The following is a 22,746-nucleotide window of genomic DNA, read 5'->3' as shown; positions in this document are numbered from 1 at the left end:
ACTAAGGCGGAAAGGTCGCGAAGGCCTTCCGCAACGCGCGACCGCTGACATGAATGACACGACGCGCCTTCCGCATGACCGGGTAGAAATTCAGAAATCCATGAATTGTGCCCGGAACACGGCGGCAGATCACAGCGACGCCCGCCGCACGCATATCCTCGGCATAGCGTTCGCCCTCGTCACGTAGCGGGTCGAACTGCGCCGTAACAATCAGCGCTGGCGGCAGATCGCTCAAATCTTCCGCGAGGCCGGGCGAGAATTTTGGATCCGAGAGGTCGTCCACGCTACGCGCGTATTGCTCGCCGTACCACTCCATCATTCGACGCGTGAGGAAATATCCGTCGGAGAACGCGCGCCGGGACGCGAAATCCTGCTCGCCATGTGTAATCGGATAGAACAGAACCTGCATGGCGATGTCGCTCTCTCGTCGCGACTTTCCGCCAATGCGTTCTATCTGTCGACGTTCATCGCGCGCACGCTGCGCCACGAACGCCGCCAAACCGCCGCCAGCGCTATCGCCGGCAACCGCGACACGCCCTCCCCAGCGCCACGCCTCGCCGGTCAGCCAACGGAACGCCGCCCAGCAATCGTCGGGCGCGGCTGGAAATTTGTGCTCAGGCGCAAGGCGGTAATCGAATGAAAGAATAGCCGCGCCCGAAGCGCGCGCGAGGCGACAACATACCCCATGATGGGAATCGAGGCCGCAATGCACGAAACCGCCACCGTGCAGATACAGCACGACGCCCTGCACCCGTCCGTACGGGACGTAAAGTCTCGCCGGGCGAAGCTCCGTCGCGCCCGGAACCCGAACGTCGAGGACCCGGCGCACCTGTAATGAAGACAGGGCCTTGGGGAAGGACGGTCGATTCGCGGAACGACGCAACTCGGCCAAGGCAGCTTCAGCGCTGTGCAAGGTTCCCGGAACTGAAGATCGCGAGGACGTCGTGCGGGCGATCCAACGTAGAAACAGCCGGGACGAGACATCAGGCCTCGCATCGTCCGGCTGCGACAGCCACGTGGCGAGTGATTCATCGCCGCTCGCCGCTGCATCGACAGGCGGCATGGTGTGCGCCAGATGGGACATAGCCCGCATCGTGCCTGTGCTCCTCGCGCTTGTCCATTACCGGCGACGCGCTCAACCACGGGAGAGGACTTGACGGCGTTCGCCCATACGCGCAGGTTCCGCGCCAGCCAGACGGCCGGGCGATCGCTGTCGCATTTGCGGTGGAGGAAAGTCCGGGCTCCACGGGAGAACGGTGCCGGCTAACGGCCGGCGAGGGCGACCTCAGGGAAAGTGCCACAGAAAACAAACCGCCTTCCGGGCCTGGAAACAGGCTGGAGGTAAGGGTGAAACGGTGCGGTAAGAGCGCACCGCGCTTCCGGTAACGGCGGCGGCAGGGCAAACCCCACCGGGAGCAAGACCGAATAGGGGCGACAGGCGGGGCGGCGCGAGCCGTCGCCGCCGGAGGTTCTCCCGCCTCGTCGCCCGGGTTGGTCGCGTGAGGCGCGTCGCAAGGCGCGTCCCAGAGGAATGATCGTCCCGATCCTTTCGAGGGTCGGACAGAACCCGGCTTACAGGCCGTCTGGCTCCTCAAAACATTCAAATTCGCTGACGCAATCGGAAAATGAGTCCTCTTTATTACTAGGCAGAGTCATTTCGACTCTGCCGCGGCCTCCTTGATCCGCCCACCGATGAACCGCACCGTGGACACATTACGCCCTCCCCGAAGCGTCATATGCGAATGACGCGAACCAAGTATCCAGCCGAATTCTACTGACGCGTCGCAGCCATAAAAAGCGCAGGCAACCGGCAAAACGGCCCCCCGGTGGTCTCCTGCTCGTCGTTTCGAGGAAATGAAACGACTTTCAGAAATGACTTGGAGCAAGCGCAAAAAATACAACGAAAAGCCAGCCGGTTGATTACGCCACGAACGACTGCGCTTGATCAGGGAAAGCTAAGGTTCGGGAAATTACAATCAGCATGAAGCTACTGCGGCATCGCAAACCCGAACGACGCAACGAAAAAAATATGCAAAATCGTCACCGCTCGTGGAACTTTTCCTGCCCAGATCGAACAGATGCATTTCGATCCGGAATTTATAGTGTCGAACGTTACGTCGTTACCGTCCGGAGCTGAACACGCACAAAAAGACACTGACACGACGGCGCAGGCAGCGCGAGTGGAACGAGACGCCTTCGCATTAAAATACCGCATCAAAGGTTTATTTTTCAGAAATTAAGTAATTTTTCAGCGCGATGCACCGGCGCGGCAACCGCGTAAATCCTTCATGCAGTCAAAAAATGAGAACAAAACAAGAACTAAAGTTAAGAACGTTTGTTCCTTGAGCGATCATTCTATTGCCATAATCTTAACGGGCGTATTGCGCATCGATATCTTCTTTTTCCCAGATTTCTGCGGTTTTTTATTACAGTTTCATTTGACGTCCCATAAAATCCCATGATATCCCATGAGATGGAGAACGAGCCCAAGTGAACCCAAACCAGCCTCGCAAGAAGGACCGCAAACCCGGTGAGCGTGTTTCTCGGCACACATCAGAATCGAATAGACGCCAAAGGGCGCGTCTCGATTCCTGCCGGATTCCGCACGGTTCTGCGCGCGCAGGCGGTTGAGGGCGAGGCGTTGATGGTGCTCCGCCCCTCCCATACCCAGCCTTGCATCGAGGCGTGGCCGTCCACCGCATTCGCGACGCTTGCGCAGCCCCTCGATCGCCTGGACATGTTTTCCGACGAGCACGACGACCTCGCTGCAGCGCTTTATGCCGACGCCTACCCGATCGACGCAGACCGTGAAGGACGCATCATTCTTCCGGATTTTCTGCGCGAACACGCAGGACTTGGCGAAGCCGTGGCGTTCATGGGGCTTGGGCGCATCTTCCAGATATGGGAACCGGAAGCGGCCGAGCGGCGGCGTTCGGAAGCGCGTTTGCGCTCACGCCGGGTGACGTTGCCGGGTGGCGGGTCTGGCGGGAACGGGGGCGCATGAACGCCATGCCCGACACATCCCGCCTGACGCCCGCAGGAACATCCGTGCCCGATCACGATCCGGGCCATATCCCCGTCATGCGCGCCGAAGTTCTCGAATCGCTGTCGCCTCGTGCAGGCGAGGTTTATGTCGACGGCACGTTCGGCGGAGGCGGTTACACAAACGCCGTGCTGGCGGCGGCTGATTGCCGCGTATGGGGCGTCGATCGCGACCCGGACGCGATCGCACGCGGCCGGGCGCTCTCGGCAATCTGGAGTAACGGCGAAGACGGGTCGCAGCGCCTGAGGCTGCTTCAAGGCGGATTCGGCGGCATGCGGGACATGCTTGCGGCGGAGGGGGTGACAGCCGTCGATGGCGTCATGCTCGATCTCGGCGTCTCCTCCTTCCAGATCGACGATCCGGAACGCGGGTTTTCCTTTCGCGCCGACGGCCCATTGGACATGCGTATGGAACGCGCCGGGCGCAGCGCCGCCGATCTGGTGAACTCAGCGTCGGAAGCCGAACTGGCCGATATTTTCCATCACTATGGCGAGGAGCGGCATGCGCGCCGCGTCGCGCGAACGATCGTCGCGGCGCGCACGGAAACGCCGTTCAGCACCACCGGACAACTGGCTGCTGCGATCCGCTCCGCCGTGCCGGCTGATCGTTCAGGCATCGACCCCGCGACACGCTCGTTTCAGGGCCTGCGTATCGCCGTCAACGACGAGCTTGGAGAAATCGAACGCGCGCTTGTGCAGGCGCTCGACCTTCTGGCGCCCGGCGGCCGTCTGGTGGTCGTTTCGTTCCATTCGCTGGAAGATCGTCTGGTGAAGCGCGCGATGGCTGACGCCGCCGGGCGCAACGCCGGGGTCTCCCGTCACGATCCCCGCGCCTTTACCGGCGGCGCGGCGGAAGCCGGTTACGCTCTGCTTACCCGCAAACCTCTGCGCCCCGGCGACGAGGAATGCGCGCGCAATCCCCGCGCGCGCAGCGCCCGCCTGCGCGCTATCGCCCGCCTGCGCCCTTCCACTGCGTCGTCCGACGCCGCCCTCACACGCACGGCCGCGTCGGCCGCCGAAGGAACCGAACCATGATCAGGTATTTCACGCTGCTCTGCGCCGTCTCCGCAGGTCTGTCGGGGCTGTTCCTTTACAGCAAGAAACACCAGACCACGGTTCTGGATCAGCAGATTTCGTCGATCGTTTCAGATACGCAACACATCCGCCAGCAGACGGCGATGCTGCGCACGGAATGGGCGCTGCTCAACCAGCCCGATCGCCTCAGCCGTCTCGCCGCACGCTTCGAACCGTCGCTGCAACCGATGACGCCGCGCCAGTTCGTGCGCCTGAGCGACCTCGCGGGACATCTGCCCGCACCCGGTTCCGTCCACGCACCCAACCCGCGCGACGCGATCGCTCCGGGCGTGATCGAGACTCACGGCGAAGCTCTCGCCGACGCGAAAGCGCCTGTGGCGCAGCCGACCGAAACGAAAACGTCGGAGCCGAAGGCTTTGGCAAAAATCGAAGCGCCCGCGCACACCGACGTCGCACAGGCGACTGCGCCCCATGCCGCAACTCAGGTTGCGGCGGCTCAACCTCCTGCAGCGCCCCGCGCCCCGCGCCCCGCAGCGATGCTCGCCAGCGTGGAGCGTCCGGCAATCGCGTCGACGCAGGTCGTCCAGTCGCGAAACGCCACGACGCTCGCCCTCGACACCGCTCCTGCCGTGCGCCATGCAGCGAAGAAGCCGGCCACCGACGCGCTCGACTCCGCTCTCGGCGGCACGGACGCGCAAGGCGAACGCCACGCCACGCGTACCGTTCTCGCCAGCGCCACAACGTCCCGCCACGTCGCGGCGCCCGAAGTCGCGCATGTCACCGCGCCGCGTCCGGCCGTTCAACTCGCAGCCTATCACCCGGCGCACCCCGCTCAGACGCAAACAGCCACGTGGCGTCCGGTGGCGGCGCAGGCGGCCCCACGCTATATCGAGGCCCGTGCGAGCTACAACGGCTCGCTCCTCGGCCATTCGGCGCTGGGAGGCGGTCTGCCGCCCCCGGTTCCGGTGGCCAATTGATCGCTTCGACCGCGACCTCTCGACAGGGGTAGCGGAAGAAGACGCGACGGCGCGCGTGAGCGCCTCCGTCGCGGCGTACGTATCCGTCCCGGCCCGGGATCCCGGGTTTCGAGCGTCAAGGTGGGCGGCCTGAACTGAACCTAGGGGGCCGCAGCCGTCCATGTCGCGTCAGTCAACACCGCCCGATATGCAAGACCTCGCCGAAGGGCGGCTTCCGCGCGACGTCCACGTCACCAGCGCCGAACTGCGGACCCGCGCCCATCTGGAACGCATGCACGTCCGGCTTCTCGGCGTGGCGGCAGGGTTCTGCGGCCTGTTCGGCATGGTGGCGCTGAAGCTCAGCTTCGCGACCGTGATCTCCCCGATGGCGCCGGAGCAGCGGCAGATCGCGCCGCAGGTTCCGGAAATTCCGAAAATCGATCCGAAAGGCTCCCTTGCGGGCGATCTCAGCCTGCCGCAGGTGCGCCGGGCCACGATTGTCGACCGCAACGGACAGACCCTCGCCATCTCACTGCCCGTGGCGCAGGTCTACGCCAACCCGCAGGAACTGATCGACGCGCAGGACGTCGCCGCCAAGCTCAAGAAGATACTGCCCAACCTCAATCTGGACGAAACGGTCCGTCGCCTGTCGTCGAAGAAGCAGTTCGTCTACATCGCACGTGACATCGCGCCCGCGCAGGAACTGGCGATCAACGATCTCGGCATTCCCGGCATTTATTTCGAAGCTGGCGAACGGCGACATTATCCCCTCGGCATCATCGCGGCGCAGGTCATGGGCGCCGTTGACATCGACGACCATGGCGTCGCGGGCGTCGAACGTTATTTCGACAAGCGCCTGAACTCCGACCGCGCGCCGTTGCGCCTTTCGCTCGACGTTCGCGTGCAGGCCGTGGTGCGTGAGGAGCTTGCGAAAGCCAAGGACGAATTCAGCGCGATCGGCGCCGCCGCCATCGTGATGGACGTGAACTCGGGCGAAGTCATCGCCATGGCGAGTCTCCCTGATTACGACGCGAACGATTTCGGTCATGCGCCGCCGGATTCGCGCTTCAACCGCGCCGTGACGGGCATGTACGAGCCGGGTTCGACCTTCAAGCTGCAGACCGCCGCGATGGCGCTGCAACTCGGCGTCGCACATATCTGGGATCGCTTCTCCTCGATCCCGATTCACATCGGCCGTTTCACTATCTCCGACATGAAATCGGATCACTTCTCTCCCTGGCTGTCCCTGACGGAAGTCATGGCGTATTCGTCCAACCCCGCAGCAGCGCATATCGCCCTCGACGTCGGGGCCGCACGCCAGCAGGAATGGCTGCGCAACATGGGTTTCTTCGCGCCGGTGCCGATCGAACTGCCCGAAGCGGGACGTCCGATCGTCCCCGCGATGCGCAACTGGGGAATCTCCACCGTCATGACCGTGGGTTTCGGTCACGGCGTGGCGGAACCACCGCTGGCCATCGTGCGCGGAACCGCCGCGACGGTGAATGGCGGCATCCTCGTAAAGCCGACATTGCTGGATCGCGAAGCCGCAATCGACGCCGCGTCCACCAGCGACGCCGGGGACCAGTCCCCTCGCCTGACACCCGCCGCCGCGCTTTCCGACGCAGCAACCACCACGGGGTCCGCATCTTCCGGCGGTCTCGACGACGCAACTCTGCGCAGCCCTGTCGGCGGCGCTCAAGACGCCCTGGCTGCGCAGGGCGCGCCGTCTGCAGACGACCGGCCGGCGACGCCGGAGGGTCCTCGTGTGCTTTCCGAAGAGACGTCACACCTGCTTCGTCGCATCCTGCGTCTCGACGTCACCAAAGGCACCGGCAAGACCGCCGAATCTCCCGGCTATTTCGTCGGCGGCAAGACCGGCACGGCCGAAAAGATCGGTCCGCACGGCGGCTACCTCAAGCATGTGAATATTGCAGCATTCACAAGCATCTTTCCGATGAACGCGCCGCGCTACGCGGTTTACGTAATGCTCGATAGCCCCAAGGCCACCGCCGCCACGCATGGCTGGACGACCGCCGCGTGGAACGCCGCGCCGACCGTGTCGAAAATCATCTCCCGCGTCGGACCGATGTTGCAGATGTTCCCTGACACCGCACACGCAGCGGAAATTGACGCGGCGCTGGCGATCCCGATGCAGCCTTCCGCCCCGCGCGGCTACCGCCCGCTCGGCCCCGGAAACGACCCGGGAGATCCGCGCAACGCCGCGGCGGAAGAACGCACGCGCAAGAAACAGGTCGCGGAACATGGCGCGCCCGGGCGCCCGCCCGTTCTCCCGATTTCGACGCAATCGACGCTCGCTCCGCCCTTTCCGACGCGGAGAGGCTGACATGCGGCTGTCCGCCCTCCTCACGTCGATCGGCCTTCCATTTTCCGCTGCCCATGACCCGGAAATCACCGCAATCACGGCTGATAGCCGCGAAGCCGCGCCGGGCGTCCTGTTCGCAGCCCTGCCAGGCGTGAAGACAGATGGTCGCCGTTTCATTCCCTCCGTCATTGCCGCCGGAACCTCTGCGATCCTCGCGCCGACAGACACGCCGGATATCGAACAGGCGAACGTGGCGCTCGTAAAATGCGCAGACGCACGCCGCGCCCTTTCTCTACTCGCCGCTGCGTTCGCCGGGCCGCAACCAGATCATCAGGTCGCCGTCACCGGCACCAACGGCAAGACCAGCACAGTCGATTTCCTGCGCCAGCTCTGGACCGCGACCGGGCGTTCCGCCGCGAGCCTAGGCACCCTTGGCTTGAAGGCGCCGTTCACGCTGCCGTTCGAGATCCCGTCGCTTACGACGCCCGATCCGGTCACATTGGCGCGCGGTCTCGCCGCCCTTCGCGCGGAGGGTGTGACGGACGTCGCCATGGAAGCCTCCTCTCACGGACTCGACCAACGCCGCCTCGACGGCGTTCAGCTTTCTGCGGCAGGTTTTACAAATCTGACACGCGATCATCTCGATTACCACGGCGACCTCGCTGCCTACCGCGCAGCCAAACTACGCCTTTTCGACACGCTGCTGCCGGAGGGAGCCATCGCGGCAGCCAACGCCGACATGGACAGCAAAACACTGGGCGCGATCCGCGACATCGCGAAACAACGCAGGCTGACCTTGCGACTTGTCGGCGAGAACGGCGACACATTACGCCTTATGAAACAGGAGTCTCTACCTGAAGGGCAGCGGCTCCTGATCTCCGCCTTCGGTCGTGATCACGACATTGTCCTGTCGCTACCCGGACGTTTTCAGGCCGACAACATCCTTCTCGCAATCGCTCTGGCGGCGCGGGACGAAGCTGGCGTCGAGAACGCCCTTACGCACGCGCAGCAATTGCGCGGCGTGCGCGGCCGGATGGAGCGCGCGGCCCTGCTCGACAACGGCGCCGCCGTCTATGTCGATTACGCCCACACGCCGGACGCGCTGGCGCGGGCTCTGACAAGCCTCCGCCCCCACGCGCGCGGGCGTCTGCTCGTCGCTTTCGGCGCGGGCGGTGATCGCGATCGCGGGAAGCGTCCTCTGATGGCGCGGGAAGCCGCCGCCAATGCCGATGTCGTCATCATCACAGACGACAACCCAAGAAGCGAGAACCCTGCTGACATCCGCCACGACGTGCTGGCCGGCGCGCCCGGCGCGCTCGAAATCGGCGACCGTGCGAAGGCCATCGCCGCTGGCCTCGACATGCTCCAGCCGGGCGACGTGCTGCTCGTCGCCGGCAAGGGACATGAGCAGGGGCAGACCATCGGCGGCGTGGTGCATCCATTCGACGATGTTGGCGTGGTACGCGAACTGGCGGGCGCGGCATGACTATCCTGTGGACTGGCGCAGAACTTATCGAGGCTACCGACGGATCTTTTCCGGATGCAGCCAATGCCCGCGACATCGCCATCACGGGCGTCTCCATAGACACACGGACGCTTGCCCCAGGCGACCTGTTCATCGCGCTGGTCGGCGAAACATCCGATGGACATCAACATATTCGCGCGGCTCTTGAAAAAGGCGCGTCCGCCGTCCTCGTGCATGGTGACCCAGCGGACCTTGCCGACGACCCACGCGTGCTGCGGGTCGCCGACACCATGGCGGCGTTGTGGGATTTGGGCCGCCACGCACGCGCCCGGTTTGCAGGCAAGGTCGCCGCCGTAACCGGCAGCGTCGGCAAGACGACAACAAAGGAGATGCTGCGCGTCGCCCTGTCCGCGCTTGGACCGACGCATGCCGCTGTCGCATCCTACAACAATCACTGGGGCGTGCCGCTGACGCTCGCACGCCTTCCGCGTGACGCAGCGTTCTGCGTGATCGAGATCGGGATGAACCATCCCGGCGAAATCGCGCCACTGGCTGCCCTCGCCCGCCCGGATACGGCGGCGATCACCACCATCGGTTCTGCGCATGTCGGGCATATGGGCGGTCTGGACGCCATTGCCCGTGAAAAGGCAGCGCTCATCGCCGCGCTGCGTCCCGGCTCCATCGCCGTCGTCCCGGACGACGCGGCGGGACAGGACATCTTTGACGAGGTCGCTCGCGCGGCCGACGTCTCCCTGTGGCGCTGCGGCCTTCTGGACAAAAGCGAAGCGCGGATCAGTGGCTTCACAACCACCTCTTCAAGCGGCTCTTTCGTCGCTCACATTGCAGGCGTCGAGACGTCTGTAACGCTGCACGCTCCCGGATTGCACCTGGCGCGCAACGCCCTGACGGCGCTGGCCGTCGTCGCGACGCACTTCGCCGATGACCGGACCTCGACCGAACGCGCCCTCGCCGCGGCCGCGCAGGCTTTGGCGACGTTCTCTCCCGGCGCCGGACGCGGGGCGCTCACGACCATCATGGACGGCCGGGTCACTTTGCTCGACGAAAGCTATAACGCCTCCGTCCTCGCCATTCGCGCAGCCCTCGACGTGCTGGCGCTTGCGCCAGCCAATCGCCGCGTAGCCGTCCTCGGCGACATGCGCGAACTCGGCGACTTCGCCAGCGCCGAGCATCTGTCCCTCGTCGATCCGGTCGCTGCCTGCGCAGACCTCGTTTTTTGTTGCGGACCTCATATGAAAGAACTTTTCGACGCCCTGCCGTCGTCTCTTCAGGGCGCATGGCGCGCGGACTCCGACACGCTCGCGCCGATCGTGCGCGCCGCCCTTCACAGCGGCGACGCCATTCTCGTCAAAGGCAGCCTCGGCACCCGCATGCGCGTCATCGTCGAAGCCCTGCGCGCGGCGGAGACCGTTTGATGCTCTATCTTCTGGTCTCCCATCACGCGCATGGGCACACGACGCTGCTCAATTTGTTCCGGTACATCACCTTCCGGTCCGGTGGCGCGTGCCTGACAGCACTTGCCATCGCGTTGATGCTCGGCAACCCGGTCATCCGCGAACTTCGCCGCATCCAGCGCGAAGGGCAGCCGATCCGTGCTCTGGGACCTGAACGGCATATTTTGGAAAAGGCCGGCACGCCCACCATGGGCGGCGTGCTGATCCTGATCGCGCTCTTCACATCCACATTGCTCTGGGCTGACCTTGAGGACGGGTTCGTCTGGGCCGTGCTGTTCGTGACAGCCGCGTTCGGCGCCATCGGGTTCGCCGACGATTACCTGAAGCTTTCCCGCCGCAATACCGACGGCGTATCGAAACGTACGCGGCTGGGCTGCGAATTCGCAGCCTCCCTGATCGCCGGCTGGTGGATGGAAAGCATGATGCCGCCGGATCTTGCGAACTACGTCGCCTTTCCTTTCGTCAAGGATTTGCTGCTGCCTCTGGGTTTCGCGTTCCCGATCTTCGCGATGATAACCATCGCCGGTTTCGGCAATGCGGTGAATTTCACTGACGGACTCGACGGGCTCGCAACCGTGCCTGTCGTCGTCGCGGCTTTCGTGTTCGCGCTGATCTCCTATCTGGTCGGCAACCATCTCTTTGCCGATTATCTGCAACTTCACGCCGTGCCCGGCACCGGCGAACTGGCGATTTTCTGCGCCGGACTCGTTGGCGCAGGCCTTGGCTTTCTCTGGTTCAATGCGCCTCCGGCAGCGGTGTTCATGGGCGACACCGGCTCCCTGTCGCTTGGCGGCGCACTTGGCGCCGTGGCTGTGGCGGTCAAGCACGAGCTGGTGCTCTGCATCGTCGGCGGGCTGTTCGTGATCGAAACCTTGTCCGTCGTCATTCAGGTTTTCTGGTACAAACGCACCAAGCGTCGCGTGTTCCTGATGGCGCCGTTGCACCATCACTTCGAAAAAAAGGGCTGGCAGGAGCCCAAGATCGTCATCCGCTTCTGGATCGTCTCCATCGTTCTCGGCCTGTTCGGCCTCGCCACGTTGAAACTGCGGTGAGGACAGGACGCGCATGACGGAGTTTCCGACAGACATTTTCTCTGGACGCCGCTTCGCGGTTCTTGGACTTGGACGGAATGGCGCCCCTGCGGCGTGCGCTCTGGCGCGCATGGGCGCCACGGTGCAGGCGTGGGACGACGGCGAAAACGGCCGCGCCGCTCTGGCGCAAACCGAAACCGGGATGCCCGGCAAACTCGTTGTGGCGCCGCTCGACACCCTGGCAGGCTTCGACGCTCTGGTGATATCGCCGGGAATTCCGCATATTTTGCCCAAACCGCACCCGGTCGCGTTGCTGGCGCGAGATGCAGGCGTACCCATCGTCTCCGACGCCGAGCTGCTTTTTCAGGCCGTGCGTAAGGCTGGCTCCAAAGCGCGCTTCGCTGGCGTCACCGGGACGAACGGAAAATCGACGACAACCGCATTGCTCGCGCATCTTTTGCGCTCTTCCGGCGTTCCTGTCGCCGAAGGCGGGAATCTCGGCCCAGCCGCGCTTTCGCTCCCATTTTTGCCCGATTCCGGCGTGTATGTTCTGGAGATGTCCTCCTACATGTTGGAACGACTTGTGGACTTGCATTTCGACGTAGCGTGCCTGCTGAACCTCAGCCCCGACCACATCGACCGTCACGGCGACATGATCGGGTACGCCGCAGCGAAATCGCATATTTTCGACCGCATGGGCGCACACGATCTTGCCGTCATCGGCGTTAACGACCCGATGCTCGACGATGTTGCTTCCGATCTGCGCACGCGCGGCGTTCCCGTGCAAACCATTTCGGCCACCGATAAACACGCAGACATTCACGCTGATGACGGCGGGATCGTTGATGAAAGCGGCCTGATCGCAACGCCGGGCGCGTCCCTTCCAGGCGCGCACAATGCCGAAAACGCCTGCGCCGCACTTGCGATGGCGCTTCGTCTCGGCGCGCGTCGCGACGCGCTGGCCAAATCCATTGGAGATTTCGATGGTCTTGCCCACCGGCAGAAACTGATCGCCAACGCCGACGGCGTCGCGTTCGTCGACGACAGCAAGGCGACCAACGCCGACGCCTCCGCCCGCGCGCTTGCCTGCTACGACCGTATCGTCTGGATCGCCGGAGGCATCGCCAAGGCGGGCGGGATCGAAGATCTGGCGCCGTATTTCCCGCGTGTCGCCGAGGCTTTTCTGATCGGACGCGACGCCCCGATGCTGGCGGAAACGCTGACGCGCCATGGCGTGGCGCACAGGATCGTGGGCGATCTGGAGCACGCCGTCCCCTCCGCCTTCGCCGCAGCGAAGGCCAGCGGCGCCGAAGTCGTCCTGCTGTCGCCCGCCTGCGCCAGTTTCGATCAATTTTCCGGCTTTGAAGCGCGAGGTTTACATTTCATTGCGCTTTCGCGTGCTTTACTAATGAATCAAGGCAAATCGGGGCTCCCGGAACGATGAACAGACTTTCACGCATCGACAATTCATCGATCGGCCGCTGGTGGCGCAGCGTCGATCGCATGACGCTCGCATGCGTCGGAACTCTCATCGGTTTCGGCTACATCCTGATGCTGGCGGCAAGTCCCGCCGTCGCGGTGCGCATCGGCGCCTCGCGCAACATGTTCATTTTCAAGCAGGTCATGTTTCTGGCCATCGCGGGTCTGATCGTCGTCGGCGTGTCGATGCTGTCGCGTAAAGGCGTCATGCGCCTCGCCTTCATCGGATGCGTAGTGGCCATTGGCGCCACTGCAATGACTCTGGTCCACGGCATCGAGATTAAGGGAGCGCGCCGCTGGATCGCACTTCCCATGATGTCGGTGCAGCCTTCGGAATTTCTCAAACCCTGTTTCGCGGTCGTCACGGCGTGGCTTCTCGCCCAGAGACGCGTGCGCCGGTATTTCCCGGGAATGTTGCTCGCTTTTGCAGGGTACGGGGTCATTCTCGTCCTGCTGAAGTCGCAGCCTGATATCGGGATGCTCACCGTCATCACCACCGTGTTCATGGCGCAGCTTTTCGTCGACGGCCTCAACATCCTGCTGGTGGGCATCGGCTTTGGCGCGATGGGCGGCGCGGGCGTTGCGGCTTATTTCATTTTCCCGCACGTCCGCTCTCGCGTCGAACGCTTCCTTCACCCCAATGTCGGCGACCACTACCAGATCGACACCGCGCTCCGCGCTTTTGGCAACGGCGGCCTGATGGGGCGGGGCCCCGGCGAAGGCCGCGTCAAGGATCTGCTGCCCGACGCGCATGCCGACTTCGTTTTCGCAGTCGCGGGCGAAGAATACGGCATGCTGATCTGCCTGTTCATCATCGCGGTGTTTGCGACAATCGTTATCAGAACGGTCCTCCGCCTGTTGCGTGAAGACGACCCGTTCCTGATCCTCGCGACATCCGGTCTCGTCACCGGGTTCGGCCTGCAGGCGTTCGTTAACATGGGCTCGACGCTGCATCTCATTCCCACGAAGGGCATGACGCTGCCGTTCATCTCCTACGGCGGCTCGTCCGCCATGTCCGTCGCGCTGACAATCGGCATGATGCTCGCGCTCACGCGCCAGCATGTCCGGCAAAGCCGCCTTGGCCGAACGCTTGCGACCCCGGCCGGCGCATGGAAGGCGGCGACATGAGCATGCGTGACGAAAACGGTCCGATCGTAATCGCCGCAGGCGGCACCGGCGGACATTTCTTCCCGGCCGAGGCCTTGGCCGACGCCCTGGTGGCGCGCGGACGCCGCGTTGTCCTGATGACCGACGCACGCGCCGGGCGACGCACGACGGGCGTTTTCGCCGACGCAGAGCAATTCGTGCTTCCCGGCGCCGGGGTGGCGGGGCGCGGCCCGGTTCGCGCGTTGCGCGGCGGGCTAGCCCTTCTGAAAGGCGCATGGGCTGCGCGCGGCGTCATGACCACGCTGCGCCCGTCGGCGGTCGTCGGCTTTGGTGGCTATCCCTCCGTTCCGCCGCTGCTCGGCGCGCGACTGCTGGGGCGCACGAACCGCCCCGCCATCATCCTGCACGAAGGCAACGCCGTGCTTGGTCGTGCGAACGCCGTTCTGGCGCGCTTCGCCGACGCGGTTGCGACATCCTTCCCGAGCGTCGCCGGACTGCCCTCACGCGCGACTGCCCACATGACCGGCATGCCCGTCCGCCCCGCCATCGCCGCGCTTGCTGGCGAGGCCTATCACGCACCCGACGAAACTATCCGGGTTCTGGTCTGGGGCGGCTCCCTCGGCGCACGGGTATTCTCTGACATTGCACCGTCCGCCCTCGCCGCCCTGCCGCTCTCGCTGCGCGCTCGCCTGCATGTGACGCAGCAGGCGCGGGCTGAAGACGCCGAACGCGTTCGCGCCGCCTATGCCGCCGCAGGCATACCTGCGCGCGTGGAGTCGTTTTTCTCCGACGTCCCCGTCCTGCTGCGCGACGCGCATCTGGTGATCGGACGCGCGGGCGGTTCATCCGTCGCGGAAATCGCCACAGCCGGACGCCCCTCGATCCTCGTTCCCCTTCCCGTCGCCGCAAGCGACGAGCAAACGGCCAACGCGCGTTCGCTTGAAACGATCGGCGCAGCCCGACTGATGCCGCAGCCTGTTTTTACAGTGGAATCCCTCGCAGCGGCACTGCTTCCCCTGCTTGAAAGTCCGGAGACGCTGACGGCGCAGGCAGCCGCTGCCGCCACGCTGGCCCGCCCCGACGCCGCCGAAAGACTGGCCGACCTGGTGGAAGCGAGCTTGCATCAGGCGCCGCCGAGCGCTTATGCCCACCCCCACTCGTCCGGGCCGGACGGCGCTGGCGCGCAAACGCCGTCCGTCGGCTCCCCTTCATCCGTCACGCTTTCCGGCGACGCACGTCGCTCGCCCGCCCTGTCCATGGAGTCCCACGTATGAGAGCTCTTCCGCTGTCCATCGGCGTCATCCACTTCGTGGGCATCGGCGGAATCGGCATGTCCGGGATCGCCGAAGTGCTGCACCTTCTGGGCTATAAGGTGCAGGGGTCGGACATGTCGGAAAACGCCAATGTCCGCCGTCTGCGCGCCGCAGGCGTCTCCGTGACCATCGGCCACGACGCCGCCAACCTCGGACAGGCGCAGGTCGTGGTGATCTCGACCGCAGTGGGCCGTGACAATCCCGAAGTCGTGGCGGCGCGCAGCCGTCTGATTCCGGTCGTGCGCCGTGCGGAAATGCTGGCCGAGCTGATGCGTCTGCGCTGGTCGGTCGCCATCGGCGGCACGCATGGCAAGACCACGACGACCAGTCTGGTGGCCGCCGTGCTGGAAGCGGCCAAATTGGACCCGACCGTGATCAACGGCGGCATCATCGAGGCCTATGGCACCAACACGCGCATGGGCAAAGGCGAGTGGATGGTGGTCGAGGCCGACGAGAGCGACGGGTCGTTCCTGCGCCTGCCGTCGGTCATTTCGGTCGTCACCAACATGGACCCGGAGCATCTTGACCACTGGGGATCGGCCGAGGCCATGGAGGCCGCGTACGACCAGTTCGTCTCCAACGTGCCGTTCTACGGTTTTGCGGTACTGTGCATCGACCACCCGGCCGTGCAGCAGATGATCCCGCGCCTGTCCGACCATCGGATCGTCACATACGGCTTCTCGCCGCAGGCCGACGTGCGCGCGGAGAAGCTGATCACCGACAAGCTGGGCGCCACGTTCGAGGTCCAGATCACTGACCGCACCCGCCGCCGCTCACGCCGGGCAGGTCCGTTCCGCCTGCCGATGCTCGGCAGCCACAACGTCCAGAACGCGCTGGCCGCGATCGCCGTCGCGACCGAGATGGACATCGACGACGCCACCATCCGCTCCGGTCTCGCCTCCTTCCGCGGCGTGAAACGCCGCTTCACCCGCACCGGCGAAACGGCGGGCGTGACAGTGATCGACGATTACGGGCACCATCCCGTCGAGATCGCCGCCGTACTGAAAGCAGCCCGACAGGCTGGCGCGCGTCGTGTCATCGCCGTCGTGCAGCCCCATCGGTACTCCCGCCTCCAGACGCTGTTCGGCGAGTTCTGCACCTGCATGAACGACGCGGATTCCGTAATCGTGGCGGATGTCTACGCTGCGGGAGAGGCCCCCATCGACGGCGTGAACCGCGACTTTCTGGTGGAAGGGCTACGCGAACGCGGACACCGCTCCGTGGTGCCGCTGACCGACCCCGCACACCTCGCCGAAATGATCAACGCCATGGCCAAGCCCGGCGACTATGTCGTGTGTCTGGGCGCGGGTTCCATCACCAACTGGGCGCAGGCGCTGCCTTCCGAACTCGCCGCCCTGCAGAGCGGGCAGAAAGGCGGTTTCGCCGCATGACGGACGCGCTCGCCCTGCGAAAAGCCCCGACGACCGAAGGCTCCCATGCCGCCGGAACGCTGGCGCACGCGCTCGGCGACGCGATGCGCGGCGCGCGCGGCAAGGTCTCGTTCGGACAGCCGCTCGCCCCCCGCAGCTGGTTCCGCGTCGGCGGCCCCGCCGATTGCCTGTTTCAGCCAGCGGATGGAGACGACCTCGCCTCGGCTCTGTCCCGCCTCTCCCCTGAATTGCCGGTCACGACTCTCGGGGCTTGCTCCAACGTGATTATCCGCGATGGTGGCCTGTCCGGCCTTGTCGTGCGCCTTGGCGGCGCCTTCGCCGCCATCGTCACGGAAGAGGAAGGGCTTGTGGTCGGCGGCGCGGCGCTGGATGCAACGGTTGCGGAGACAGCCGCCGCAGCCGGGCTCGCCGGACTTGAGTTTCTCGCTGGAATCCCGGGCTCGATCGGCGGCGCGGTGCGCATGAACGCCGGCGCCTACGGGTCGGACATGGCGACCGTGCTCGACTGGGCGGAGATCGTCACGCGCGACGGCGGCCTTGTCAGGCTGCATGCAGGCGACCTCAGGTTCGGATACCGCCACTCCGCGCTGACCGACGGCTCTGTCGTTGTTCGGGCGCGCCTGCGCGCCACGGCTGGCGACAGCGCCGACATCGCAGCCCGCATAGCGGACGTGCGCGCAGCGCGCGAAAGCTCTCAGCCCGTTCGTGCGCGCACCGGCGGCTCGACGTTCCGCAACCCGGACGCAGCGACTTCGCAACTGAAAGCCTGGCAACTGATCGACGCCGCCGGGTGCCGCGGCCTGACGATCGGCGGCGCGCAAGTCAGTGAAAAACACTGCAACTTTCTGATCAACACAGGCGGCGCGACAGCCGCTGATCTGGAAACGCTGGGAGAAACAGTGCGCAAGCGTGTGATGGAACAGTCCGGCGTGTCGCTGCATTGGGAGATCAAGCGCCTGGGAATTCCAACGACCGAGACTGGAGGCGCAGCATGAGCGCGATGCGACGGGTCACAGTGCTGCTCGGCGGCGCCTCCGCCGAGCGCGAGGTCAGCCTGTCTTCTGGCGGCGAAGTCATCAAGGCGCTGCGGGCCGTAGGCCACGAAGTTACGCCGCTCGACCCTGGCCACGACGTCATGACGCTGGTTTCCGGGCTCCGCGAGCAACGGCCTGATGTCGTGTTCAACGCCCTGCACGGCCGCTTCGGCGAAGACGGAGCCATCCAGGGCGTGCTTGAGTGGATGGGGCTTCCCTATACCCACTCGGGCATTCGCGCCTCCGCCACAGCCATGGACAAGGCGGCCTCGCGCGCGCTGTTCATCGCCGCTGGCCTGCCAATGGCCAACGGCAAAACGGTGACGATCGCCGAGCTTGCAGAGGCGGATCCTCTGCCCGCGCCATACGTCGTCAAACCTCTGGACGAAGGGTCCTCGGTCGGTGTGTCCATCGTCCGCGAAGGCTCGAACCGTCGCGCTGAAATCGCAAGCGCGTGGCGCTACGGGCCACTCGCGCTGGTGGAGTCCTATATCGCGGGTCGGGAAATCACCGTCGGCGTCCTCGACGACGGTGAGAACGAGCCGCAGGCCCTGACCGTCACGGACATCTTGCCGAACGTCGCAACCGGCCATGATTTCTACGATTACGATGCGAAATACGGAGACGGCGGAAGTCGGCATGTCCTGCCTGCGGTGATCCACCCTGACATTTTCCGGCGCGCCTGCGAAATAGCCATCGCTGCGCACAAGGTTCTGGGCTGTGCCGGCGCATCGCGCTCCGACTTCCGTTACGACGACACAGGCTGCGGTCCCGACGAACCGGGACGCCTTGCCCTGCTGGAAGTGAATACTCAGCCGGGCATGACCCCGACCTCGCTCCTACCGGAGCAGGCGGCGTTTTGTGGAATTTCCTATGAGGAACTCTGCGATCGTCTGGTGCGCGAGGCCGAGCGTCGCGCCGAAAGAAGTCGCCGTTGAGCCAGCGCCCGGTCTCACCCCAACCAAACGCCGGAAACGGCGCTGGCGCGACCGGGCGTCGTTCGACACGCATGGACCGTCCATCGCGCATCGGGCTCCTTCTGCGACGTCGCAAGGGTCTTTTGAAAACTCTTGGCGTGTTCGGCATTCTCGGCGCTGGCGGCTTCGCATTCCTTTCGTTTCACGGCAACGACGCTCTGTTGACGCCGCTGAGGAACAGGCTTGAGGCCGCCATTCCCCTGAAGGTGACGGCGATCCGGGTCGAAGGCCAGAACCTCACAAGTCTCGACTCTATCCGTACGGCTCTTGGCGTTTCCGTGGGCGACTCAATGCTGGGCTTTCATGTGACGGAAGCACGGCAACGCCTTGATGATCTGCCATTCGTCGATCACGCCAGCGTCGAACGGCACCTTTCCGGCCTGATCGTGGTTCGCCTTGTCGAACGCCCGCCGTTCGCCGTCTGGCAGAACAAAGGTCGTTTCGTATTGATCGACCGGAACGGCGAACCTGTTCCCGACAAGGGCATGACCGGCAAGGACGCCCAGGCGTTCATGAAACTCCCTCTGGTAGTGGGCGAAGGTGCTGCGCACAGCGCGGCGGAACTGCTCGACGCGCTCGCGAAAGCGCCAGACGTCAGCGCACGCATGACGGCTGCGACTCTGGTTGGCGAACGCCGCTGGTCGATCAGCCTGCGCGACGGTACGGTGGTGCAACTGCCTGAAGCTGAGGAAGAGGCTGCGCTCAATCGCCTTGAACGTCTGCAGAAGCAGTTCGGACTGCTTGATCGCCCGGTTGAAGTCATTGACATGCGCTTGCCTGATCGACTGACCATCCGCGAGCGTCAGGCTCCGCCAACGCCCGACAGCACGCCGGGCGCTGCGCCTGTAGACGGTCACGGCGATGCGGCGACGCCGCATTCCGGACAACAACCCGGCGCAGAAAACGGGACGACCGGCGGAAGCAGCGAACGCAGCGGACGCGCGAACACAACGGAAGAAGGGCTGCCGGCATGAACGACCTCGTCGAGACTCCCTCAACGTCAGGCGCTCTGGCGCTCATCGGCAAAGGTCCGGAACGTCGCCGCCCGACGGGACGCGGAGAGAGCGACGATTCTTCGCGCCCGCTTGGCCTGCCGCCTTCCGAAAGCCGTCCTCAGGCGCGCGCATGGCGTCGTGAGGTGGTTGGCGTCCTTGATATCGGCTCGACCAAGATCACCTGCCTGATCGGCAAAGGCGAGCCCGACGGAACGTTGCGGGTGCTGGGATGCGGTTGGCTACGGTCGAACGGCGTCAAGAACGGCGCCGTTGTCGATCTCCGGGCGGCCGAAGCGATCATCCGGCACGTCGTCGGCAACGCCGAACGCGAATTTGGCCGCTCTCTCGACAAGGTCGTCGTCAACCTGTCCAGCGGACAACCGGAAAGCCGGTTGTTCAACGTGCACTGGCCCGTGGGTGGGCGCGAAATCACTGACGCCGACATCCGGCGAATCGTTACCGAAGGGCGGATGAAAGCGCAGTCCGAAGGGCGCGCGGTCATTCACACGCTGCCTCTGGATTTCGCGGTGGACGAGACCGACGGCGTAACCGATCCGCGCGGCCATCTGTGCGATCAACTGCGGGCGCGGCTCCACGTCATCGATTCGGCCTCTACCGCGCTGCGCACACTGGACTCCCTGCTCGGCCGCGCAGAGCTGAAACTCGACGCGCTCGTCTCCGCGCCGCTCGCCTCCGGCCTCGCCGTCACGGACGCCGATCAGAGAATGATCGGCACCACTGTCGTCGACATGGGCGGCGGCACCACGTCTCTTGCAGTCTTCGCAGAAGGACAACTGGTCCACACCGCACAGATCGGCGTCGGCGGGGAGCACGTGACACGCGATATAGCGCGCGGACTTGGCACGTCGTCCGATAACGCCGAGCGGCTGAAAACCATGCATGGTCACGCAGACCTGTCGGGGGACAGCGACGACGGCGTGTCGATCCGCATTGAGCGTGCAGGCGTCGATGCGCCGAGTTTCGAATTGATGCCGCGCGCCGCGCTGGGCGACATCATCCGCCCACGAATCGAAGAAACCTTCGAACTGGTCCGCGACCGTCTCGACGGCGCTGGTCTCGGTCGACTCGCGGGGGGCCGCGTGGTGCTGACGGGTGGAGCGTCGTTGCTGGACGGCGTCGGTTCGGTTGCGGCGCGCGTACTCAACCGGCCCGTGCGGCTCGGCAAGCCGATGAACGTCGTCGGACTGCCCGCAGAATGCGCCGCGGCGACCTTCGCCACGACCGCAGGCCTCCTCGCCTGGGCGGCCTCGGTCGAGCGCCCATTCGGAGACATCGAGTTTACAGAAGAGCGTCCGGCAGGATTTATGAACCGTCTGGTATCGTTTATCCGCGATCGTGTCTGATATGTTCGCCTAGACACGCATTTTTTCGATTCACAGGCCGATTCGCGGGGTGTACCGTGACGGTCACGACGCCGCATCATCGTCCAAGGAAGCGTAAATGACCCTGAACCTGACCGTGCCGCCCCAGTCTCACTCCGACTTTACGCCGAAGATTACAGTCATCGGCGTGGGCGGCGGCGGAACGAACGCCGTGGACAACATGATCCTCGCCGATCTCAAGGGCGTGGAGTTTGTCGTCGCCAACACCGACGCGCAGCAATTGATGCATTCGCGTGCGGATCGTCGCATTCAGCTTGGTCCGCACCTGACGCAGGGACTCGGCGCTGGCGCGAAGCCGGAAATCGGCCGCGCCGCAGCCGAGGAAGCTGGCGATGAACTCGCCCGCCACCTCGACGGCTCGCACATGGTGTTCGTGACGGCGGGCATGGGCGGCGGCACAGGCACAGGCGCTGCGCCGATCGTGGCGCGCATGGCGCGCGAACGCGGCATCCTGACGGTAGGTGTGGTGACGAAGCCGTTCAGCTTTGAGGGGCCGCGCCGCGCCAAGGCGGCGGACGAAGGAATCGCCGAGCTTCAACAGTATGTCGATACGCTGATCGTCATCCCCAACCAGAACCTCTTCCGTCTGGCTAATGAACGCACGACCTACAAGGACGCGTTCAAGATGGCCGACAACGTTCTTTACATGGGCGTGCGCGGCGTCACGGACCTGATGATGGCCCCGGGCCTCGTCAACCTCGATTTCGCCGACATTCGCACCGTCATGGCCGAGATGGGCAAGGCGATGATGGGCACGGGCGAGGCCGAGGGCGACGACCGCGCTCGTCTCGCAGCCGAAGCCGCGATCTCGAACCCACTTCTCGAAGACACGTCGATGGGCGGCGCGCGCGGCCTGCTGATCAACATCACGGGCGGCGAAGACATGACGCTGTTCGAAGTCGATCAGGCCGCCAACCGCATCCGCGAAGAAGTCGCGGAAGACGCGAACATCATCTTCGGTTCCGCTGTCGATGAATCGCTGAATGGCAAGATCCGCGTTTCGGTCGTCGCTACGGGCATCGACATCCCGACGCAGCGTCCGCGTCTGGCGGTTGATAACGTCGCCGCCGAGCAGCCCCCCGTCGCCGCGACCGGCACGGACGGCGCCTACGTTACACAGGCCGCCCCCACGGCTCCGGGTTTCGCGCATGGCGTGAACACGGCGCAGCAACCCGTCGGTCGCGCGGCGACGCCAGCTTCCGGCGCTCATGCTTCACCCATGACCGGCGAGGCTGCTCCGTTCGTGGCGCCGACCTACCCGTCAGCGCCGCGCCCGACGCCGAACTTCAATATGGAGGCCCCGGCCCGACCGGCGTCACCGCGTGCAGGCCTGTTCACCGACGCGACGCGCAGCCCGGCGCCGCAAGCCCGCGCGCCTGAGCCTCAGCAGGGCCGCAGCCTGTTCGGCATGGTCACTGGCGCTCTTCGTCGTCAGGCCGAACCCCGCGCCGACTCCGCGCCCGAGAGCGCAGCGCCGCAGATCAACCCGGCGCCGCACGCTCAGGTCGCTCCGACCGTGCGTCCTGCCCAGCCCGACGACACGGGACTGGATATCCCTGCCTTCATGCGCCGTCCTTCCTAAAGACAGGCGCGAACGTCCCCTACGCAATGGCGTTCGGGACGCGCTTCGCCGCTCACCCCTGACGGGGCCGTCGATATGTCGTCGGCCCCGTTTTGTTTCGCCTCTCGTGGCTCCCTCTTCACGCGCGAAAAATTATTCAAG

17 protein-coding genes and 1 other RNA gene are annotated in these 22,746 nt (G+C 64.9%); 17 read left to right on the top strand and 1 reads right to left on the bottom strand.

Annotated elements, in window-relative coordinates:
• Position 1: 1 nt before the first annotated feature.
• Complete coding sequence (locus tag J2D73_RS08715) at positions 2-1,093, bottom strand: alpha/beta hydrolase (RefSeq protein ID WP_243429800.1); 1,092 nt, start codon at positions 1,091-1,093, stop codon at positions 2-4.
• A 98-nt stretch (positions 1,094-1,191) separates the two neighbouring features.
• Here J2D73_RS08715 and rnpB point away from each other — a divergent pair.
• From rnpB to ftsZ, 17 genes are all read left to right on the top strand, one after another.
• Positions 1,192-1,591, top strand: an RNA gene (rnpB, locus tag J2D73_RS08710) — RNase P RNA component class A.
• Between the two features lie 939 nt (positions 1,592-2,530).
• On the top strand, positions 2,531-3,004 hold the full coding sequence (gene mraZ / locus J2D73_RS08705) for a division/cell wall cluster transcriptional repressor MraZ (RefSeq protein WP_026397738.1): 474 nt from the start codon (positions 2,531-2,533) through the stop codon (positions 3,002-3,004).
• Between the two features lie 5 nt (positions 3,005-3,009).
• A complete protein-coding gene (rsmH, locus tag J2D73_RS08700) occupies positions 3,010-4,077 on the top strand; it encodes a 16S rRNA (cytosine(1402)-N(4))-methyltransferase RsmH (RefSeq protein ID WP_243429807.1) in 1,068 nt (355 codons plus the stop codon).
• The gene (gene ftsL, locus J2D73_RS08695) at positions 4,074-5,054 is read left to right on the top strand and encodes a cell division protein FtsL (RefSeq protein WP_207881203.1); all 981 of its coding nucleotides are present in this window, start codon (positions 4,074-4,076) and stop codon (positions 5,052-5,054) included. Before rsmH ends, ftsL begins: the two co-directional genes overlap by 4 nt.
• Positions 5,055-5,241: 187 nt before the next feature.
• On the top strand, positions 5,242-7,377 hold the full coding sequence (locus J2D73_RS08690; protein WP_207881289.1) for a peptidoglycan D,D-transpeptidase FtsI family protein: 2,136 nt from the start codon (positions 5,242-5,244) through the stop codon (positions 7,375-7,377).
• 1 nt (position 7,378) lies between these two features.
• The gene (locus J2D73_RS08685) at positions 7,379-8,842 is read left to right on the top strand and encodes a UDP-N-acetylmuramoyl-L-alanyl-D-glutamate--2,6-diaminopimelate ligase (RefSeq protein WP_207881202.1); all 1,464 of its coding nucleotides are present in this window, start codon (positions 7,379-7,381) and stop codon (positions 8,840-8,842) included.
• Positions 8,839-10,254, top strand: coding sequence for a UDP-N-acetylmuramoyl-tripeptide--D-alanyl-D-alanine ligase (locus tag J2D73_RS08680; protein WP_207881201.1), 1,416 nt, complete (start codon positions 8,839-8,841; stop codon positions 10,252-10,254). The genes J2D73_RS08685 and J2D73_RS08680 overlap by 4 nt, the downstream gene beginning before the upstream one ends.
• Positions 10,254-11,345 carry a phospho-N-acetylmuramoyl-pentapeptide-transferase gene (gene mraY / locus J2D73_RS08675; RefSeq protein WP_207881200.1) on the top strand — a complete coding sequence of 364 codons (1,092 nt, stop codon included), beginning with the start codon at positions 10,254-10,256 and terminating at the stop codon, positions 11,343-11,345. The genes J2D73_RS08680 and mraY overlap by 1 nt, the downstream gene beginning before the upstream one ends.
• A 13-nt stretch (positions 11,346-11,358) precedes the next feature.
• On the top strand, positions 11,359-12,768 hold the full coding sequence (murD, locus tag J2D73_RS08670; RefSeq protein ID WP_207881199.1) for a UDP-N-acetylmuramoyl-L-alanine--D-glutamate ligase: 1,410 nt from the start codon (positions 11,359-11,361) through the stop codon (positions 12,766-12,768).
• Complete coding sequence (locus tag J2D73_RS08665; protein WP_207881198.1) at positions 12,765-13,931, top strand: FtsW/RodA/SpoVE family cell cycle protein; 1,167 nt, start codon at positions 12,765-12,767, stop codon at positions 13,929-13,931. Before murD ends, J2D73_RS08665 begins: the two co-directional genes overlap by 4 nt.
• Positions 13,928-15,184, top strand: coding sequence for an undecaprenyldiphospho-muramoylpentapeptide beta-N-acetylglucosaminyltransferase (gene murG, locus J2D73_RS08660; RefSeq protein WP_207881197.1), 1,257 nt, complete (start codon positions 13,928-13,930; stop codon positions 15,182-15,184). The genes J2D73_RS08665 and murG overlap by 4 nt, the downstream gene beginning before the upstream one ends.
• Positions 15,181-16,614, top strand: a complete 1,434-nt coding sequence (gene murC / locus J2D73_RS08655) for a UDP-N-acetylmuramate--L-alanine ligase (protein ID WP_207881196.1) — start codon at positions 15,181-15,183, stop codon at positions 16,612-16,614. Before murG ends, murC begins: the two co-directional genes overlap by 4 nt.
• A gap of 83 nt (positions 16,615-16,697) precedes the next feature.
• Entirely contained in the window at positions 16,698-17,609 is a 912-nt protein-coding gene (murB, locus tag J2D73_RS08650) for a UDP-N-acetylmuramate dehydrogenase (RefSeq protein WP_207881288.1), read from the top strand.
• Positions 17,606-18,586: a D-alanine--D-alanine ligase gene (locus tag J2D73_RS08645; RefSeq protein ID WP_207881195.1), complete on the top strand. Its 981-nt coding sequence runs from the start codon at positions 17,606-17,608 to the stop codon at positions 18,584-18,586. The genes murB and J2D73_RS08645 overlap by 4 nt, the downstream gene beginning before the upstream one ends.
• Positions 18,583-19,599 (top strand): cell division protein FtsQ/DivIB, encoded by a 1,017-nt coding sequence (locus J2D73_RS08640; protein WP_243429799.1) that lies wholly within the window; start codon positions 18,583-18,585, stop codon positions 19,597-19,599. The genes J2D73_RS08645 and J2D73_RS08640 overlap by 4 nt, the downstream gene beginning before the upstream one ends.
• Positions 19,596-20,984 (top strand): cell division protein FtsA, encoded by a 1,389-nt coding sequence (ftsA, locus tag J2D73_RS08635; protein WP_207881194.1) that lies wholly within the window; start codon positions 19,596-19,598, stop codon positions 20,982-20,984. Before J2D73_RS08640 ends, ftsA begins: the two co-directional genes overlap by 4 nt.
• 97 nt (positions 20,985-21,081) lie before the next feature.
• Positions 21,082-22,605: a cell division protein FtsZ gene (ftsZ, locus tag J2D73_RS08630; RefSeq protein ID WP_207881193.1), complete on the top strand. Its 1,524-nt coding sequence runs from the start codon at positions 21,082-21,084 to the stop codon at positions 22,603-22,605.
• Positions 22,606-22,746: the final 141 nt, after the last annotated feature.

The sequence above is a fragment of the Acetobacter sacchari genome, from assembly GCF_017377715.1.
Classification (GTDB): Bacteria; Pseudomonadota; Alphaproteobacteria; order Acetobacterales; family Acetobacteraceae; genus Acetobacter; species Acetobacter sacchari.
This window is presented reverse-complemented; position numbering and strand designations above follow the sequence as displayed.

What these genes read in the sequence shown, in the direction of transcription:
- J2D73_RS08645 (WP_207881195.1), top strand. Translation starts at nt 17,606, where the DNA reads ATGAGCGCGATGCGACGGGTCACAGTGCTGCTCGGCGGCGCCTCCGCC.
- J2D73_RS08685 (WP_207881202.1), top strand. Translation starts at nt 7,379, where the DNA reads ATGCGGCTGTCCGCCCTCCTCACGTCGATCGGCCTTCCATTTTCCGCT.
- J2D73_RS08715 (WP_243429800.1), bottom strand. Translation starts at nt 1,093, where the DNA reads ATGCGGGCTATGTCCCATCTGGCGCACACCATGCCGCCTGTCGATGCA.
- murC (WP_207881196.1), top strand. Translation starts at nt 15,181, where the DNA reads ATGAGAGCTCTTCCGCTGTCCATCGGCGTCATCCACTTCGTGGGCATC.
- mraY (WP_207881200.1), top strand. Translation starts at nt 10,254, where the DNA reads ATGCTCTATCTTCTGGTCTCCCATCACGCGCATGGGCACACGACGCTG.
- murG (WP_207881197.1), top strand. Translation starts at nt 13,928, where the DNA reads ATGAGCATGCGTGACGAAAACGGTCCGATCGTAATCGCCGCAGGCGGC.
- J2D73_RS08665 (WP_207881198.1), top strand. Translation starts at nt 12,765, where the DNA reads ATGAACAGACTTTCACGCATCGACAATTCATCGATCGGCCGCTGGTGG.
- ftsL (WP_207881203.1), top strand. Translation starts at nt 4,074, where the DNA reads ATGATCAGGTATTTCACGCTGCTCTGCGCCGTCTCCGCAGGTCTGTCG.
- rsmH (WP_243429807.1), top strand. Translation starts at nt 3,010, where the DNA reads ATGCCCGACACATCCCGCCTGACGCCCGCAGGAACATCCGTGCCCGAT.
- J2D73_RS08690 (WP_207881289.1), top strand. Translation starts at nt 5,242, where the DNA reads ATGCAAGACCTCGCCGAAGGGCGGCTTCCGCGCGACGTCCACGTCACC.
- murB (WP_207881288.1), top strand. Translation starts at nt 16,698, where the DNA reads ATGCGCGGCGCGCGCGGCAAGGTCTCGTTCGGACAGCCGCTCGCCCCC.
- ftsZ (WP_207881193.1), top strand. Translation starts at nt 21,082, where the DNA reads ATGACCCTGAACCTGACCGTGCCGCCCCAGTCTCACTCCGACTTTACG.
- J2D73_RS08680 (WP_207881201.1), top strand. Translation starts at nt 8,839, where the DNA reads ATGACTATCCTGTGGACTGGCGCAGAACTTATCGAGGCTACCGACGGA.
- ftsA (WP_207881194.1), top strand. Translation starts at nt 19,596, where the DNA reads ATGAACGACCTCGTCGAGACTCCCTCAACGTCAGGCGCTCTGGCGCTC.
- murD (WP_207881199.1), top strand. Translation starts at nt 11,359, where the DNA reads ATGACGGAGTTTCCGACAGACATTTTCTCTGGACGCCGCTTCGCGGTT.